Origin of the sequence: Cognatishimia sp. 1_MG-2023 (assembly GCF_030548175.1) — a bacterium.
Classification (GTDB): Bacteria; Pseudomonadota; Alphaproteobacteria; order Rhodobacterales; family Rhodobacteraceae; genus Cognatishimia.
The window spans coordinates 591,759-605,912 of the sequence record NZ_JAUORX010000001.1 but is presented as its reverse complement, the minus strand read 5'-3'; the positions used below and the strand labels follow the sequence as shown (position 1 = coordinate 605,912).

At 54.6% G+C, this 14,154-nt stretch carries 13 protein-coding genes; 2 read left to right on the top strand and 11 right to left on the bottom strand.

Annotation, left to right across the window (positions count from 1 at the left end; genetic code table 11):
• Nucleotides 1–80: 80 nt before the first annotated feature.
• Nucleotides 81–932, top strand: coding sequence for an MBL fold metallo-hydrolase (locus Q4544_RS02905; RefSeq protein ID WP_303503961.1), 852 nt, complete (start codon nucleotides 81–83; stop codon nucleotides 930–932).
• Between the two features lie 34 nt (nucleotides 933–966).
• Here the strand turns inward: Q4544_RS02905 and Q4544_RS02900 are convergent, their stop codons facing one another.
• The 8 genes from Q4544_RS02900 to Q4544_RS02865 all read right to left on the bottom strand — a co-directional run bounded on the left by Q4544_RS02900 (nucleotide 967) and on the right by Q4544_RS02865 (nucleotide 9,130).
• Nucleotides 967–1,389: a heme-binding protein gene (locus Q4544_RS02900; RefSeq protein WP_303503960.1), complete on the bottom strand. Its 423-nt coding sequence runs from the start codon at nucleotides 1,387–1,389 to the stop codon at nucleotides 967–969.
• Complete coding sequence (locus tag Q4544_RS02895) at nucleotides 1,379–2,161, bottom strand: class III extradiol ring-cleavage dioxygenase (RefSeq protein WP_303503959.1); 783 nt, start codon at nucleotides 2,159–2,161, stop codon at nucleotides 1,379–1,381. The genes Q4544_RS02900 and Q4544_RS02895 overlap by 11 nt, the downstream gene beginning before the upstream one ends.
• 3 nt (nucleotides 2,162–2,164) lie before the next feature.
• Nucleotides 2,165–3,127 carry a glutathione S-transferase family protein gene (locus Q4544_RS02890; protein WP_303503958.1) on the bottom strand — a complete coding sequence of 321 codons (963 nt, stop codon included), beginning with the start codon at nucleotides 3,125–3,127 and terminating at the stop codon, nucleotides 2,165–2,167.
• Between the two features lie 98 nt (nucleotides 3,128–3,225).
• Nucleotides 3,226–4,110, bottom strand: coding sequence for a LysR family transcriptional regulator (locus Q4544_RS02885; protein WP_303503957.1), 885 nt, complete (start codon nucleotides 4,108–4,110; stop codon nucleotides 3,226–3,228).
• A 97-nt stretch (nucleotides 4,111–4,207) separates the two neighbouring features.
• A complete protein-coding gene (locus Q4544_RS02880; RefSeq protein WP_303503956.1) occupies nucleotides 4,208–5,284 on the bottom strand; it encodes a DUF1513 domain-containing protein in 1,077 nt (358 codons plus the stop codon).
• Nucleotides 5,284–6,288, bottom strand: coding sequence for an imelysin family protein (locus Q4544_RS02875; protein WP_303503955.1), 1,005 nt, complete (start codon nucleotides 6,286–6,288; stop codon nucleotides 5,284–5,286). The genes Q4544_RS02880 and Q4544_RS02875 overlap by 1 nt, the downstream gene beginning before the upstream one ends.
• Nucleotides 6,288–7,802 carry a di-heme oxidoredictase family protein gene (locus Q4544_RS02870; RefSeq protein WP_303503954.1) on the bottom strand — a complete coding sequence of 505 codons (1,515 nt, stop codon included), beginning with the start codon at nucleotides 7,800–7,802 and terminating at the stop codon, nucleotides 6,288–6,290. The genes Q4544_RS02875 and Q4544_RS02870 overlap by 1 nt, the downstream gene beginning before the upstream one ends.
• Before the next feature lie 62 nt (nucleotides 7,803–7,864).
• Nucleotides 7,865–9,130 carry an imelysin family protein gene (locus Q4544_RS02865; protein ID WP_303503953.1) on the bottom strand — a complete coding sequence of 422 codons (1,266 nt, stop codon included), beginning with the start codon at nucleotides 9,128–9,130 and terminating at the stop codon, nucleotides 7,865–7,867.
• Between the two features lie 405 nt (nucleotides 9,131–9,535).
• Between Q4544_RS02865 and Q4544_RS02860 the strand changes: the two genes are divergently transcribed.
• Nucleotides 9,536–11,383: a SulP family inorganic anion transporter gene (locus Q4544_RS02860; protein WP_303503952.1), complete on the top strand. Its 1,848-nt coding sequence runs from the start codon at nucleotides 9,536–9,538 to the stop codon at nucleotides 11,381–11,383.
• A gap of 103 nt (nucleotides 11,384–11,486) precedes the next feature.
• On the opposite strand, the gene iolG is transcribed toward Q4544_RS02860, so the two are convergent.
• The 3 genes from iolG to Q4544_RS02845 are packed head-to-tail and all read right to left on the bottom strand — an operon-like array spanning nucleotide 11,487 to nucleotide 14,147.
• Nucleotides 11,487–12,476, bottom strand: coding sequence for an inositol 2-dehydrogenase (gene iolG / locus Q4544_RS02855; protein ID WP_303503951.1), 990 nt, complete (start codon nucleotides 12,474–12,476; stop codon nucleotides 11,487–11,489).
• A 1-nt stretch (nucleotide 12,477) separates the two neighbouring features.
• Nucleotides 12,478–13,308, bottom strand: a complete 831-nt coding sequence (locus tag Q4544_RS02850; RefSeq protein ID WP_303503950.1) for a class II fructose-bisphosphate aldolase — start codon at nucleotides 13,306–13,308, stop codon at nucleotides 12,478–12,480.
• Complete coding sequence (locus Q4544_RS02845; protein WP_303503949.1) at nucleotides 13,305–14,147, bottom strand: 5-deoxy-glucuronate isomerase; 843 nt, start codon at nucleotides 14,145–14,147, stop codon at nucleotides 13,305–13,307. Before Q4544_RS02845 ends, Q4544_RS02850 begins: the two co-directional genes overlap by 4 nt.
• Between the last annotated feature and the right edge of the window lie 7 nt (nucleotides 14,148–14,154).

The window sequence follows — 14,154 nt, the reverse complement described above, 5'->3', positions numbered from 1 at the left end:
CGGCTTGCTCAGGGCAATCCTCCGTGTTGGTATAACCGCGATTGAAACAGCCGTTCGCTGACGCGCTAGAAAGGCACTGCATGGAACAAGTCACACTGCTGGGCGTCAAAGGCGGCCCTGCCATTCGTCAGGGCGGCGCAATGCCAACCGCATCGCTTTTGCAATTTGGGGGCCAGACGGTCCTGATTGATTGCGCAATCGGTGCCGCGCGCAGCACGGTAGAGGCAGGCGTCAGCCTGCTAGACATAGATGCGATTTTCATAACGCACCTGCATTCTGACCATGTCTTAGAACTTGGCCCGCTGCTTTACACCGCCTGGACAACGGGACTTCGACGCGAAGTCAAAGTCTATGGCCCCGAAGGGATACAGGGCTATTGGGATGGCTTCCTTGCCTCAATGTCCTTTGATTACGCAATTCGTATGGACGACGAAGGCCGCCCGCCATTGCGCGATATGATAACGATTGAAACCTACGGTCCGGGTGATGTCACCCGTCTTGGGGATCTGGCTGTCACCGCATTGCGCGTTGATCACCCTCCGATCACGGACTGTTTCGCCTTGCGGTTTGAGGCAAATGGAAAATCCATCGTGTTTTCAGCGGACACTTGTTATTTCCCACCACTCGCGGAATTTTCCAAAGGGGCCAACGTGTTGATCCACGAAGCAATGCTGATGGCTGGCGTGGAGAACTTGATCAAACGCACCCCGGGCGCAGAACGCCTACGCGAACATCTGCTCGCCTCACATACACCGGCAGAGGATGTCGGAAAGATCGCAAGCGCAGCCAATGTTGGCCATCTCGTGTTAAACCACTTGGTACCAGCAGACGATCCAAACTTTGGCGAAGCAGATTGGCGCGCTGACGTTCAAAAGACATGGGCAGGCCAAACAACCATCGGCCAAGATGGGATGACCCTGCGCATCGAATGATGCGCAAGGAGGGCGTCAGGCATTAAACCTGTTCTTACACAAATGCCTGTTTGACGCTCTGCAATGCTGCCAGCGCAATCGCTTCATCCTGATCAGAGGACGCGCCCGAAATGCCAATGGCGCCAACGGGCAAGCCATCAACCATAACCAACTCCCCTCCGGGCTGTGGCGCGAACCCGTGCGTCGCAACCGACGAAATCGCATTCGAGAAGCGATCAGGCAGCAACTCTCCTTCAAATAGCGAAAAAAGCTGCCGCGTGCTCATGCCCATTCCGATAGCGGCATTCGCTTTGGCCAATGCAATCGGGTAGCGCAGGGGGCCAGCGCCATCTTGGGTGGCCGCAAATTTCACATGCGCACCCGTATCCAGAATGACAATTGCCAACGGCGGTAACCCACGCTGACTAGCCGACGATAGGGCCGCGTCCCCAAGCGCCTTTGCAAGGTCAAATCGCATCACAAACCTCCCAAGCCGCCATGCCAATCGAGCCATAACTATAGGATCGATGAATGGTCTTCATCACCGAACGAGATCGCGCATCACAAATGCCAGCCACCACCAGAAGCGGCAAGAAATGCTCAGGTGTAGGGTGTGAAATCCGCCCGAATTCACTGTTTCGAAATTGAAAAAACGCAGCCCAGTCTTGGGCGATCAATACGTCTTCGATCCAATCATCAAACCCAGTCGCCCAACCGGGCGTCTTGCTGCCTTCGGGTGCGATTTTGCGTAAATTATGCACCGTCGCCCCAGAGCCAATCACCAGAATATCCTGATGCGCCAACTCTGACAGCGCTTGCCCCAGATAAAACAGCGCTTCTGGCGTGCTGCCATAGGGCAGGGACAATTGCACTACCGGAATGTCAGCCTTTGGAAGCGCCAACATCAGCGGAATCCACGCGCCATGATCCAGCCCACGTTGCCAATTGTCTTCGGCCTCAATACCGCCTGCGTTCAAGGCTTGCTTGGTCGCTTCAATGACCCAAGAGGCGGTCTTTGCAGGATAATGCAACGCGTGCAGCGCCGGACCAAAGCCACCAAAATCATGAATGGTCTCAAGCTGCGGTGCCGTGGTCAGCTGAAGCCCCGGGGATTCCCAATGGGCCGAGATAATCACAATCCCTTTCGGCAGTGGTCTGTCCTCAAAAAGGCCTTGCAAGAATTGAGCAGCCGGAATTTGGCTAAGCGCCAAATCCGGCGCGCCATGCGGTAGGAATAAAGCTGGCTGCATCGCTTACAATCCCAACTCTGAAAAATCCGGTCCCGTCGGCACAATGCCGTTCGGGTTTAGGGCTTTGATAGAATAATACCCCGCCTTGATATGGTCGATCCGAACCGTGCTACGAATGCCAGGGAGAGCCAGCACTGAATTCAGAAAGCCTTGCAAATAAGGGAAGTCCGCAATGCGGCAACGGTTGGTTTTAAACAACCCAACATAGGCCGCATCAAACCGGATCAAGGTGACAAAGGCCCGAATGTCAGCCTCTGTAATCTCTTGCCCCAGTAGAAAACGACGACCATCAGAAAGCTGGCTTTCCAACCTCTCCAACATTGCGAAAATGCCGTCGTTGGCTTCTTCATAAGCAAACTGAGACGTCGCAAAACCGGCTTTGTAAACGCCATTGTTCAGGCTGTCATACATCTGCGCATTCAGGTCTTCGATTTGCGCCAGCAGCGCGTCAGGGCGTAGGTCAATGTCATTATTCGCAAGTTCACCAAACCCAGAATTCAAAATCCGCAGAATATCAGCACTTTCATTATTCACGATGCGCCCCGTTTTCTTGTCCCAAAGCACAGGCACCGTCGCACGGCCGGACACTTTCGGATCACTATGGGTATAGAATTCATGCATATAGGTCGCGCCGATCAACGGATCGGTCATGTCCGATCCGGGGAAATCGCCAAACGTCCATCCTTCGTTAGAAAGGCGCGGGTCAACCACTGTTATCGAAATCACATCCTCAAGCCCCTTCAACGCACGCGCCATCAGGGCGCGCGACGCCCATGGGCAAATGTAAGCGACGATCAAATGATAACGACCTGCCTCTGCAGGTAAGGCGGGCTGACCTTCAGGTCCGGGGTGCCCATCAGGTGTAATCCAATCGCGAAAAACCGAATCCTGACGAACAAATCGCCCTTTCTCATCGGCAGCCTGTACCGGCTGCCAGTCCGCATTCCATTTTCCATCCACCAACATCTTGCTTCTCCGTTTTGGGGTCTTTGCAAGATATACTCAGAGTATCACCGGTGTTAATCTGGCTTATTATGGCTTCACTATCAACAAAATGTAGATAATTATCGACGCAGCTTTGATCGCATAAAATCAACAAAGACGCGCACCTTTGCCGACAGGTGGCGGTTCTCAAGGTAAACCGCATATACCCCCAAACTTTCGGGCCAGTGATGCTCTAAAATCGGCGACAGGCGACCGTCTTTTATATCTGCCTCAACAACATATTCAGGGCTTAACAAGACTCCACCGTCCTTTAATGCAAACCGCCGCGCAGCACCCGCGCTATTGGCCTTCAAGCGGCCCGTAACTTCGACCTTTTCCGAACCACTCGGGCTTGAAAAGGGCCAGCTATGTCCCATCCTGAAATTGCTATCAATAATACAGGCGTGGTCCCGCAAATCTTCGGGTTTTCGTGGCGTTCCGTGCCGCGCCAGATATTCAGGGCTGGCGCAATAGACCAGCCGCGCTTGGGCTATCTTACTGGCAACAAAGCTGGAATCCTCTAGATGACCAATACGGATCGCAACATCAATCCCTTCGTCCAGCAGGCTGACGTAGCGGTCAGACAATTGCAAATCTATCTGAACCTTTGGGTAGGCCAATGCAAAATCCGCGATGGCATCTGCAAGAAATAACTCGCCATAGGTCGATGGTGCCGCAATGGTCAGCTTGCCCTGAGGCGCGCGATGATCCTGACGCACAGCCGCGGTCAACTCGTCGAAATCCTCCAAAAGCTGCAAACATTTGCCAAGATATGCCGCCCCTGTTTCCGTCAGCCGTACATTCCGGGTAGAGCGAATAAACAACTGCGCATCTAGCTGATCCTCTAGCGCCCGTACGTATTTGCTAACCAGTTGCGGGGTCATACCAAGGCGCTGTGCAGCCCCTGTAAACGATCCCGTTTCTGCTACGGCCACATAGGCCTTCATTAAGTCAATGCGATCCATATCGTCAACGTAGTGTTGATTATGACATAAATGAAAGCGTTAACTCAACAAATTGACGATTTATGCGGAGGAATGCGACGTTCGTTTAAATCATCCTTTACGTATTCAGCGCGACCAAATGGTTATCCCACTGCACATCAGCCGCAGCGACGGTTGATAACCCAGCTCCCGTTCCCTTTAAAAGCAAACCCTCTCCGGTCGTCAGCACAAGCCCATCCTGCGCCGCCGCAACGCCAGACACATCTGCCTGTGACACCACAGAAGAGACCGCTGTGCGCAAATCATGCAGCAACACAACATTTCCGCGCGGTGACGTCGCTGCAATCATCTGCCCATCCGCCGCATAGGCAATGCTGCCAATGTACCCCCCAAAATCAACAGATTGCTGGGGCAGGGGAACCGCAGTTAAATCCGCCCCTCGGTTGTGCGTATAAACCAACGGCTCATCAGCCAGTGATCCCTGCCATTGGCACCCAATCGCAACCTGCCCATCACCCCGCACCGCCAAATGCCGGATAGAGGCCAGACGCCGCGCCGCCCCATGCCCCACCTGATCCAGCACCATGCCCTCTAGCGAAACGTAGCTAAGGTTTGGCTGCATCGTCGGGATATTCAGCTTTGTGCGCCCACTGTCTGGATGCGTTTCAATCCCACCATTCGCAATCACAAGGCTTTGACCATCCGGCATCAGCTTTATGTCATGTGGCCCCACACCGCCCGACGAAAACTCAGCCACCCGTTGATAGCCGCGCGCCACGTCCCAAACCCCAATTCGCCCTTCTGCCTGCTCAAAGTCGTTCTCGGTGGTAAACAACAGCGCACCGTCACCTGAAAAGACGCCATGCCCATAAAAATGCCGCCCCGCAGGCGCGAGCAACCTCTTGATCTCGTGCCCAGTGCTGCAATCAATCACCACCGCAAAGGTCCCCGGACGCCGCGCAAAGGCCACGGCAATCGGCTGATAGGGATGCGCCGCCGCTGCATGTCCGCGCGCGGGCAGGGGTATTTCAAACAGATGCGCCCCGTCCGCCGCCAATCCAAACAACGCAAACGCCCCATCCCGCTGCCGCGCCGCACTTAAAAACGCAGGGCTGCCCACATCCGCCCAACTTGGCGTAGGGCAAGCACTTGCCGCAAGCAGCCCCGCCAAAAAAGATCGCCGCGTCGTCTCCATTAATCACCGTCCAAAGAGTTAAAGCCCGCCGTCACCCCCAACGCAGGTGCCAGCTCAAGGGTCACGATTTCCCGAATACGATCAACGGCTTGCCGTAAAACCTCAACCCGGAACCGCCCAGACGGATCAGCCACCCCGGCAAAGGCCGGATCATCAATCTGCTCAACCAGCTCAATCGTACGATCATAGGCCGCCTGCAGCGATTGCGTGATCAGCGGCTCATCCGCCGCCAGCATCAAAGCCAGTTCATAACTCGCAACCAACGCCAGCTGAACGTGCCGTGCAGATCGCTCTGATCGCCATGCCTCTGCACGCCGTGGCCGAGGCCGTTCAAACGTGCCAAGCGGTCGCCCCAATCGGGCATCAGATGTAAACTGTAATCCCGTATGCAACGCCTTAAAGACCTCGCGCAGCGCCTCAGTGTCATCTTTGTATGGCCCGTCAGCGGAAGGCACACGCAGAACATCCTGATACCCCTGCCAACCCCACTTTATCGCGGCCGCATTTTGGTGAATCTCATGGGCAATGGCCCGAACCAAATCACACCGATAGGTCGCCGTTTCAGCATCCTGCAATCCTGCGTCAAACAGCAGAAACTCCAACGCATAAAACCCGCGCGCCGCGATGGAAATCGACGCAAAACCCTCTGGCTCATACACCACCGGATCCGCAGCCTTGATCAATGCGTTCAACGACTTCGCTGTGAACCCCTTGGTGTCCGGCCAAAACGCCAATGCAAAGGCGCGGTCCTCTTCTTCAGATGGCCCGACACGTATATGGCTCACCCCAACCCAGGCATCAAAGGCCTGACCATAAGCCGCCAGCAATTCCGGCGACTGCCCGTCACAATGCGTTGCTGAAACCTCAGCCAAATTTGCAGCACTCCTGTCCAACTGATCAAAGGCAGGCAGCGCATGCTCATCCAGAAAACGGCCCACAATAGCCTGATCCGCCATTGCGGAATGCGCCATACATATCAATGCGATGCTGACCTTTCTTAACATCACAGGCTCTCCAGAAACCGGATCAATGCCGCACGATCCGCAGGCGGCAATGTCACAACCGCATCCCGCTGCGTCTGTGCTTCTCCACCATGCCACAGCACAGCCTCCAACAGGGTCCGCGCCCGTCCATCATGCAGAAAATACGTGTGGCCAGACACTTGCTCGGTCAATCCAATGCCCCACAGTGGCGGCGTGCGCCATTCAGTGCCCGTCGCCCGCGCTTCGGGGCGGTTGTCCGCCAATCCCGGCCCCATGTCATGCAACAACATATCCGTATAGGGCCAAATCAATTGAAAACTCTGCTCGGGTCGATCCTTCAAACGATGCGTCACAAAGCTAGGCTGATGACATCCCGTACAGCCCGTTTCGTAAAACACCTGCTTACCGCGCAGCACGTCTGCATCCGCCACATCACGTCGGGCAGGAACACCCAGATTGCGGCTGTAAAACACCGTTAAATCCAGCGCAGCCTGATCAATTTCAAACACGCGGTCGCCGCCATCTCCATGCGGGGCCGCCAGACAATCAGCCTGTAGGTCAGTGCACTCCCCCTGCGGCGTTGGAAACAACGGATTGGAAATCCCGATGTCACCGGCAAAAGCGCCCGCCGATTGCTGCATCACCGTCGGATTGCCCGCCTTCAAACCAAAACGGCCCAACATGGGCGTTTCGAATTCTTTCGACCACACGATATTGGCGCGGCCAGAAATCCCATTCCCATCCGCATCATCCGGGTCCGCAAGCGCCAGAATATCTGCCGCAGGAATGGCCTCTAGCAAGCCCAGTCCAATCATCTGCGGCGCAACCCGCGGCGATAACATCGCCTCTGGATGCAACGGCCCATACCCCAAATCCGCAGCCGTATAGGTCGGCACGCGTAAATGCGCTGTCTCACCACCGGACAAGGCCACCTCGGTCTCCGTGTAATCTATTTGCAAGCGATATTCAGCAGGCACATTCGCAACTGAACTGTCTTGCAATTGCGTGCCATAGGTCGGCTCTGACGCTGTCGCGATATAGTCCTCGATCTCTGCCATCGCGTGACGCGCATCACCGGGGATCGAGACACGCAAAAACATCGAAACCGCATTATCATCGTGATCTTCTGGCGGATGCCCACGCCCATCTTTGATGTGGCACCGCTGACACGACCGCGCATTGTAAATCGGCCCCAACCCATCGGACGCCAAGGTAGACGAGGGCGAACTCACCCATATCTTGCGGAAAAAACCATTCCCAACCTTAAAGTCCAGCTCTTTGTCAAAACTGATATTGCCAGAGGGATCAGAAAACGCGTTTGCATCTGTTCGGGCGCGGACAGTGGCAGCACCCGCACTGTTTTCTTCAAACTGTTGCGGGGCGTCAAAGCGTGTCGCCAACTGCGTTGCGGCGGTGATGCGATCCTGTTCAGCGGCCGTACGTGGAATGATGTCCAGATGCGGCTCGTCCAAAGGACCAGAATTCGCGGCCGAGGCAATCAACGCCAAGGTGGCTGCGCACAATGTGCGGTTCATAAGAAATATCCTTAAATAGCCGTGGCGTGCGCGTTCCGCCACGGCTTTTCTCTTTGAAAGTATTAGTTAAATACGGCGGTTGGGTTGTCCAAAGAGTCGGACCCTTCAAACGCGATGTTCTCTAGCTCAAGCGCTGTCACAACACGCTCAATCGTTTTGGTCTGATCAATCAAACCAGTCACACCACCCATAACCAAGGCTTCGCCCGCGTCATTGCCGCGCTCTAGCATTTGGTCATAGGCAAACCCAGCTTCCGCCGCTGTTTTGATCGCGCCAAGGGCCTTCATGGTTGTGAACAACTTGCCCTTCATCTCGGCATCCAGTGCCGCGTCCTTTGCCATCACCAGATTAGACAAGGACGGGCCGGACACTACAGTGCCATCAATCCGGGTATAGGCGCCAAAATAGACGTTCTGCACACCAAGCCCATCGTAGTAGTGGCTGTTGTGTGTGTTGTCAGAGAAACAATCATGCTCTTCTTCAGGATCGTTCAGCATCAGACCAAGACGCATCCGTTCGCCCGCTTGCTCCCCATAAGACAAAGAGCCCATACCAGTCAGCATCGCAACGATGCCCGCGTTTTGATCCGCCAGCAATTCTGCCCGTGCCGCGCCAGCCTCAGCCCACTGTGCCACCATCCAATCCAGATCAGACACCAACAAATCCGTCGCCGCGATCAGATATTCCGCCCGACGATCACAATTGCCACCTGTGCAGTCATCACCTGCCGCGTAATCAGTCCAAGGACGCGCACCAGCACCTGCGCCATGGCCATTCAAATCTTGGCCCCACAGCAGGAACTCAATCGCGTGATAGCCTGTCGCCACATTCGCCTCGACGCCATCCGCTTCTTGCAATGTCTCTTCCAGCAGAGCAGGGGTGATCATAGTTGCATCAACCGTTGTGCCACCCAATTCAAACATTGGGTTCGCAATCACGTTCAACACAGCAACCGCATTCTCATCCGTCGCGCCCCCATACGCTGCATCCACATAGTCAATCAGACCTTCGTCCAATGGCCATGCGTTCACCTTGCCTTCCCAGTCATCCACAATCGCATTCCCAAAACGGAACACCTCGGTCTGCTGATAGGGTACACGGGCCGCGAGCCATGCTTTCTTTGCGGCTTCTAGGTTCTCGGCGGATGGCTTATCCGCCAAAGTCGCAACCGCAGCCTGCAACACTTTCGCAGTCGCAAGGCTATCGGCATATTTCGCTTCGGCGATATTCGCATAGTTGGCCAAAACGGCCTCTTGCGAGGCATGACCGCCCGCAAAGGCGCTGGTGCTTGCCAAAATAAAAGCAACGCTAGATGTGACGAGTTTCATATACTGATCCTGATAATAAGACGTGTTTAACCGTGCCTGAAACCGCGGGTCTCAAGCTGAAATTGGAATTTCCGAGATAAGCTGTTTTCTGACTTAATTAATCGGGATAGTCAATCCGATTAATTTAATCAGATATTTGACGCATATCGGCAACATCATCAGAGTTTCGAAAATGCGTCAAATGTAGGAAACGACAAAACCCGCTATTCAGCCGAAAACGCCGCAGGGCATCGCATTGCAAACATCAATTTTTGGGACTAATAGTCTCATAACTGCCCAGACCATGGATTCTGTGGCAGCCTTTGGCGGCAATCGCCACTCTTGAAAATTCAGCCGACAAGATGTTCGGCGAAGGACCGCAGCCAGACGTTCGATCAGGACGACAGCAAAGGAAGGCTTTCACGTATGACTTGGCGTTTCGGACGACCTGCAGAAGAAGCGCCGCACATCGCGCCCCCCGCGACCAAACAAAAGGTCAGCGCAAAGGCACGCGTACGCGCAATGATGCCTTTTCTCGATTGGTTCCCGATGGTCAACCGCGAAACCTTCCGCGCGGATGTTTTTGCAGGCCTCACCAACGCCGCAATCGTTCTGCCGCAGGGCATCGCCTTTGCCGCCATCGCGGGCCTTCCTCCGCAATACGGCCTTTATACTGCAATGATCACCCCTGTGATCGCCGCGTTCTTTGGCAGCTCTTGGCACTTGGTGTCCGGCCCGACCACTGCGATTTCCGTCGTGATCTTCGCCACCTTGTCCGAGCATTTCGTACCCGGCTCCCCAGAGTTCATCGCAGCCGTTTTCAGCATCACGCTGCTTGCGGGCTTCTTTCAGCTCTTCCTCGGCCTTGTGAACCTCGGCCAGCTTGTCAGCCTTGTATCTCACTCAGTCATGGTCGGCTTTACTGCGGGCGCGGCGGTCCTGATCTTTCTTAGTCAACTCCCCGGATTCATAGGAAAATCCCTGCCCAGGCCGGATGAACTTGTCGAATTTGGGAGGGAGCTCTGGCACGCCTTACCCACGCTCAGCCCCCATGTTCTGGCCGTCTCATTCACCACGCTCATCGTGGCCGTTTTGGTCAAGCGCTACCGCAAAAACTGGCCAAACTACCTGATCGCCCTGACCGCAGGCAGCGCCTTGGCCTATGCGCTAGACGCCCAATCCCACGGCGTGATCTTCGTGCAACCCATCAGCTCAGGTATCCCTCCGGTCGCCGTCCCAGAGATGTCTTTCGCCATCTTCCGCGACCTGTCCCAAGGGGCCTTTGCCCTTGCTCTGATCGGCCTGCTAGAGGCGGTTTCAATCGCCCGCGCCATGTCATTGCAATCGCACCAATCGCTCAATTCCAACCAAGAGATCATCGGCCAAGGTCTTTCTAACATCGGCGGGTCTTTCTTCTCGGCCTACATGGGCTCCGGCTCTTTCACCCGTAGCTCACTCAACCTCGAAGCAGGGGCGAAAACCCCGCTGGCCGCCATCCTCGCCGCGATCTTCCTCTTGGTGATCTTGCTGCTGGTCAGCCCGCTAATCGCCTATATCCCGATCCCCGCTATGGCCGGTCTGATCATGCTCGTCGCGTGGAAATTGATCGACGTAAAAGAGATCAAACACATCCTGACCAGCAGCCCGTCTGAAACAGCAATCCTATTGATCACCTTCATCGTTGTCCTACTGGTCGACCTAGAATTCGCGATCTACGCGGGCGTCATCGTTTCACTGTCCTTGTTCCTGCGCCAAACCATGCGTCCGGGCCTGCCAGTGAACGTGCCCAACGCCGACGTCGAAGGCCGCCCCTTCATGAGCCCAATCCACTGGAAGCTGCCAGAGTGCCCACAGGCCGTCTTCCTACGTGTCCAAGGTCCGATGTATTTCGGTGCGGTGGAGTATCTGGAAAAAGAATTCCGAAAACTCGAAAAGCGCCGCCCAGAACAAAAACACCTCGGCATTCTGATCGACGGCTCCGTCGGTATGGATTTGGCAGGCTCTGAATGGCTGATCGAAGAAAGCCGCAACCGCAAAGAGATCGGCGGCAGCCTAAATATCGTCGGCCGCTACCCGCCACTGCGCCGCCAGATGGATCAGTTCCATGTCACCAAATTGGTCGGCAAATCCCACATCTTCCGCCGCAAACGCGAGATGGTGTCGGCCATGGTTCCACAGATGGACCCATCCGTTTGCGAGACCTGCAAACTGCGGGTGTTCATCGAATGTAAAAATCAGCCGGGTCACCCGACATCCGAGGATGAACAGGCTTAAAAAGGAATCGTACGTTTCAGACGGCGAAACGTACGAATTTCCAGATTTTCAAAACGTAAAAGGCCCGCACGCGCGGGCCTTTTTCTTTAACGTTTGCTATGTGTTAACTCAGCTTAACGGGTAGCCCAGTTTGATAGGATTCCGTCGCCGCATCCGCCAAAACCTGCGCCTGCAAACCGTCGTAAATGCTTGGAGACATTGGTGTTCCCGCCGTCACCCCTTGGATAAAGGCGAGCATCTCGGCACGATAAGCAGCCTCATAGCGTTCCAAAAAGAAATGCTGCGCAGGGGCCGCTGCGAACCCTTGCTCGGTCGCAATTTCTACAGTGTTTTCAAGCACATTCGCGGCCCGCAACATGCCTGCTGACCCATGCACTTCGATTCGTTGGTCATAGCCATAGGTCGCCCGACGCGAGTTCGAGATCTGACAGACCTTCCCAGACCCCGTCGTCAACACAACCGCAGCCGTATCAATATCGCCCGCCTCTCCAATCGCGGGGTCCACCAAAGCAGACCCCGTTGCGTAGAGAGAGACCGGTTCTTCGCCCAATAAAAACCGAGCCATATCAAGGTCATGGATCATCATGTCACGAAATAATCCGCCCGAACTTTTGATGTATGACACCGGCGGAGGCGAGGGATCACGCGATTGAATCGTCACGATTTCAACGTCGCCAATCTGCCCATGACCAATTCGATTTTGAAGATTGGAAAAATTTGGATCAAATCTTCTGTTAAAAGCCGCCAAAAAAGGTACATTTTTTTTCTCAACGATATCAATGCATTCGCGAATGCGATCCGCGGACATATCAACCGGCTTTTCGCAGAAAATCGCCTTGCCGGCCTCAGCCGCAAGATGAATCAAATCATAATGCGTATCCGTCGGCGTCCCAATCACAACCGCGTCTACATCACCGCTTTGGATCAGTTCTTCGGGCGATAAAACCTGCGCATTTGCCTGCGCTGCAAGCGCTGCTGCCGGTTCTGGAAAAGCATCCGCCACCACAGTAACACGAGCGTTTTCAATGTGTTGTATGGATTTCGCGTGGACTTGCCCGATGCGTCCACAGCCTAATAATCCGATGTTTAGCATGTCACTCTCCCTTAAACGCCCGCAGCACCTGACGTGCCGCTGCGACCACTGGATCATGGGTTTCTTTCAGAATTTGCACCCGATCAAACCGTGTTTCATCTGCCAAAACCGCAGTTCGTAGCGCATCACCAAAAGCCATCCGCAATTCTGTTCCAATATTGAACTTACAAATCTTGGAGTTCCGCGCCAATTCAACCCGCTGCGCCACCGGAACACCAGAGCCACCATGAATGACAAGTGGAATTTCTGTCACCTTTTCAATGGCTTGTATGCGCGGAATGTCTAACCCGCCTTCTTTGTCTTGCTGCAAATGAACATTGCCCACAGAAATCGCCATCGCATCTACACCGGTCTCTCGTGCAAATTGCGCTGCCTCTTCAGGGTCCGTTCCAGCCGAGGCTTCGCCCTGCGCATAACCCACAAATCCAATCTCACCCTCGCAAGACACGCCAGCAGCATGCGCCATTTCGACGATTTGTCCTGTGTTTTCAATGTTTTGTGCAAGAGGGGAGCGCGATCCGTCAAACATAACAGAGGTAAACCCACTCTCAATCGCGATCCGGCATTCCTCGACCGTATAGCCATGATCCAAATGCGCCACGACCGGAACACTGGCCGTTTCAGCCAAATATGTGAACATCTTCCCCAAAACCGGCAAAGGCGTATGCTCTCGACAAGACGGCCCTGCTTGTAAGATCACAGGAACCCCCTCGGCCTCCGCCGCCCGAACATAGGCACGCATCTCTTCCCAGCCAAGCGTCACAAGCCCGGCAACCGCATACCCATTTTTTAACGCGGGTTGCAGCACATCTGCCAATGAAACAAGGCTCATTTGAACTTTGCCACCATATCCATGATGCCCGGAATCGTGTGCAATTGCTCGGCATGTGTGGGTTGGAAATACTGTTTCAAACTGCGCTGACTCAGCCCGCCAAGGATGGTGAAATAGTACATTTCATACCCCGGCAGAACGGCGCAGGGGTGATAGCCCTTGTCGATACACAGGGTAGAGCCATCCATGATGTGATAGGCATCCCCAGGCTTGTTGTCCTCACGCTGCAGCATTTGCACGCCAGAGCCGTAGTTGGGTTTGAACCGGAAGTTATAGGTTTCATCGTGCCGCGTTTCGTCAGGCAGGTTGTCGGTATCATGTTTGTGGCTTGGGAAACCAGACCAGCCGCCTTGGCCCACTGTGTACAGCTCGCTAACCAACAAGCGCCCAACTTTATTGTGGTGGTTTGCACCTAGTATGTGCTTGATTTTACGATGTGTTTTCGTGTCGTCAGACCCGTATTGCACGATGTCCAGATCGGGAATGCGCACGTCAAAAGGTTCTAGTACCTTATCGTATTTGGCCCCAGCAATGAACGTTTCGGTGGCGTCGGTGGTGCAAGTGATCCGCACTTTGGCGCCAACGGGCACATAAACCCCCTCAGGCTCGCCGCCCCAAACATCGACGCTCCTATGGCCCAAGGCAGGATAGACAGCACCGTCCACATCGACATCAACAGTGCCCGTCGCTGGCACAACGCAGGTTTCATATCCGGGGACAGCGTATTCAAACACTTCACCCTTTTTCAGCTTGATAATGTTGAAATAATTCAACGGAACCAGAGCGTCTTCGACATCCACGATGGGTTTGTTTTGGTTATCATGAGGGGCAATATGCATGATGTTT

Coding starts and splice junctions, on each gene's coding strand:
- iolG (WP_303503951.1), bottom strand. CDS start 12,476: ATGCTAAACATCGGATTATTAGGCTGTGGACGCATCGGGCAAGTCCAC.
- Q4544_RS02850 (WP_303503950.1), bottom strand. CDS start 13,308: ATGAGCCTTGTTTCATTGGCAGATGTGCTGCAACCCGCGTTAAAAAAT.
- Q4544_RS02845 (WP_303503949.1), bottom strand. CDS start 14,147: ATGCATATTGCCCCTCATGATAACCAAAACAAACCCATCGTGGATGTC.
- Q4544_RS02895 (WP_303503959.1), bottom strand. CDS start 2,161: ATGCAGCCAGCTTTATTCCTACCGCATGGCGCGCCGGATTTGGCGCTT.
- Q4544_RS02865 (WP_303503953.1), bottom strand. CDS start 9,130: ATGAAACTCGTCACATCTAGCGTTGCTTTTATTTTGGCAAGCACCAGC.
- Q4544_RS02900 (WP_303503960.1), bottom strand. CDS start 1,389: ATGCGATTTGACCTTGCAAAGGCGCTTGGGGACGCGGCCCTATCGTCG.
- Q4544_RS02870 (WP_303503954.1), bottom strand. CDS start 7,802: ATGAACCGCACATTGTGCGCAGCCACCTTGGCGTTGATTGCCTCGGCC.
- Q4544_RS02875 (WP_303503955.1), bottom strand. CDS start 6,288: ATGTTAAGAAAGGTCAGCATCGCATTGATATGTATGGCGCATTCCGCA.
- Q4544_RS02860 (WP_303503952.1), top strand. CDS start 9,536: ATGACTTGGCGTTTCGGACGACCTGCAGAAGAAGCGCCGCACATCGCG.
- Q4544_RS02885 (WP_303503957.1), bottom strand. CDS start 4,110: ATGGATCGCATTGACTTAATGAAGGCCTATGTGGCCGTAGCAGAAACG.
- Q4544_RS02880 (WP_303503956.1), bottom strand. CDS start 5,284: ATGGAGACGACGCGGCGATCTTTTTTGGCGGGGCTGCTTGCGGCAAGT.
- Q4544_RS02905 (WP_303503961.1), top strand. CDS start 81: ATGGAACAAGTCACACTGCTGGGCGTCAAAGGCGGCCCTGCCATTCGT.
- Q4544_RS02890 (WP_303503958.1), bottom strand. CDS start 3,127: ATGTTGGTGGATGGAAAATGGAATGCGGACTGGCAGCCGGTACAGGCT.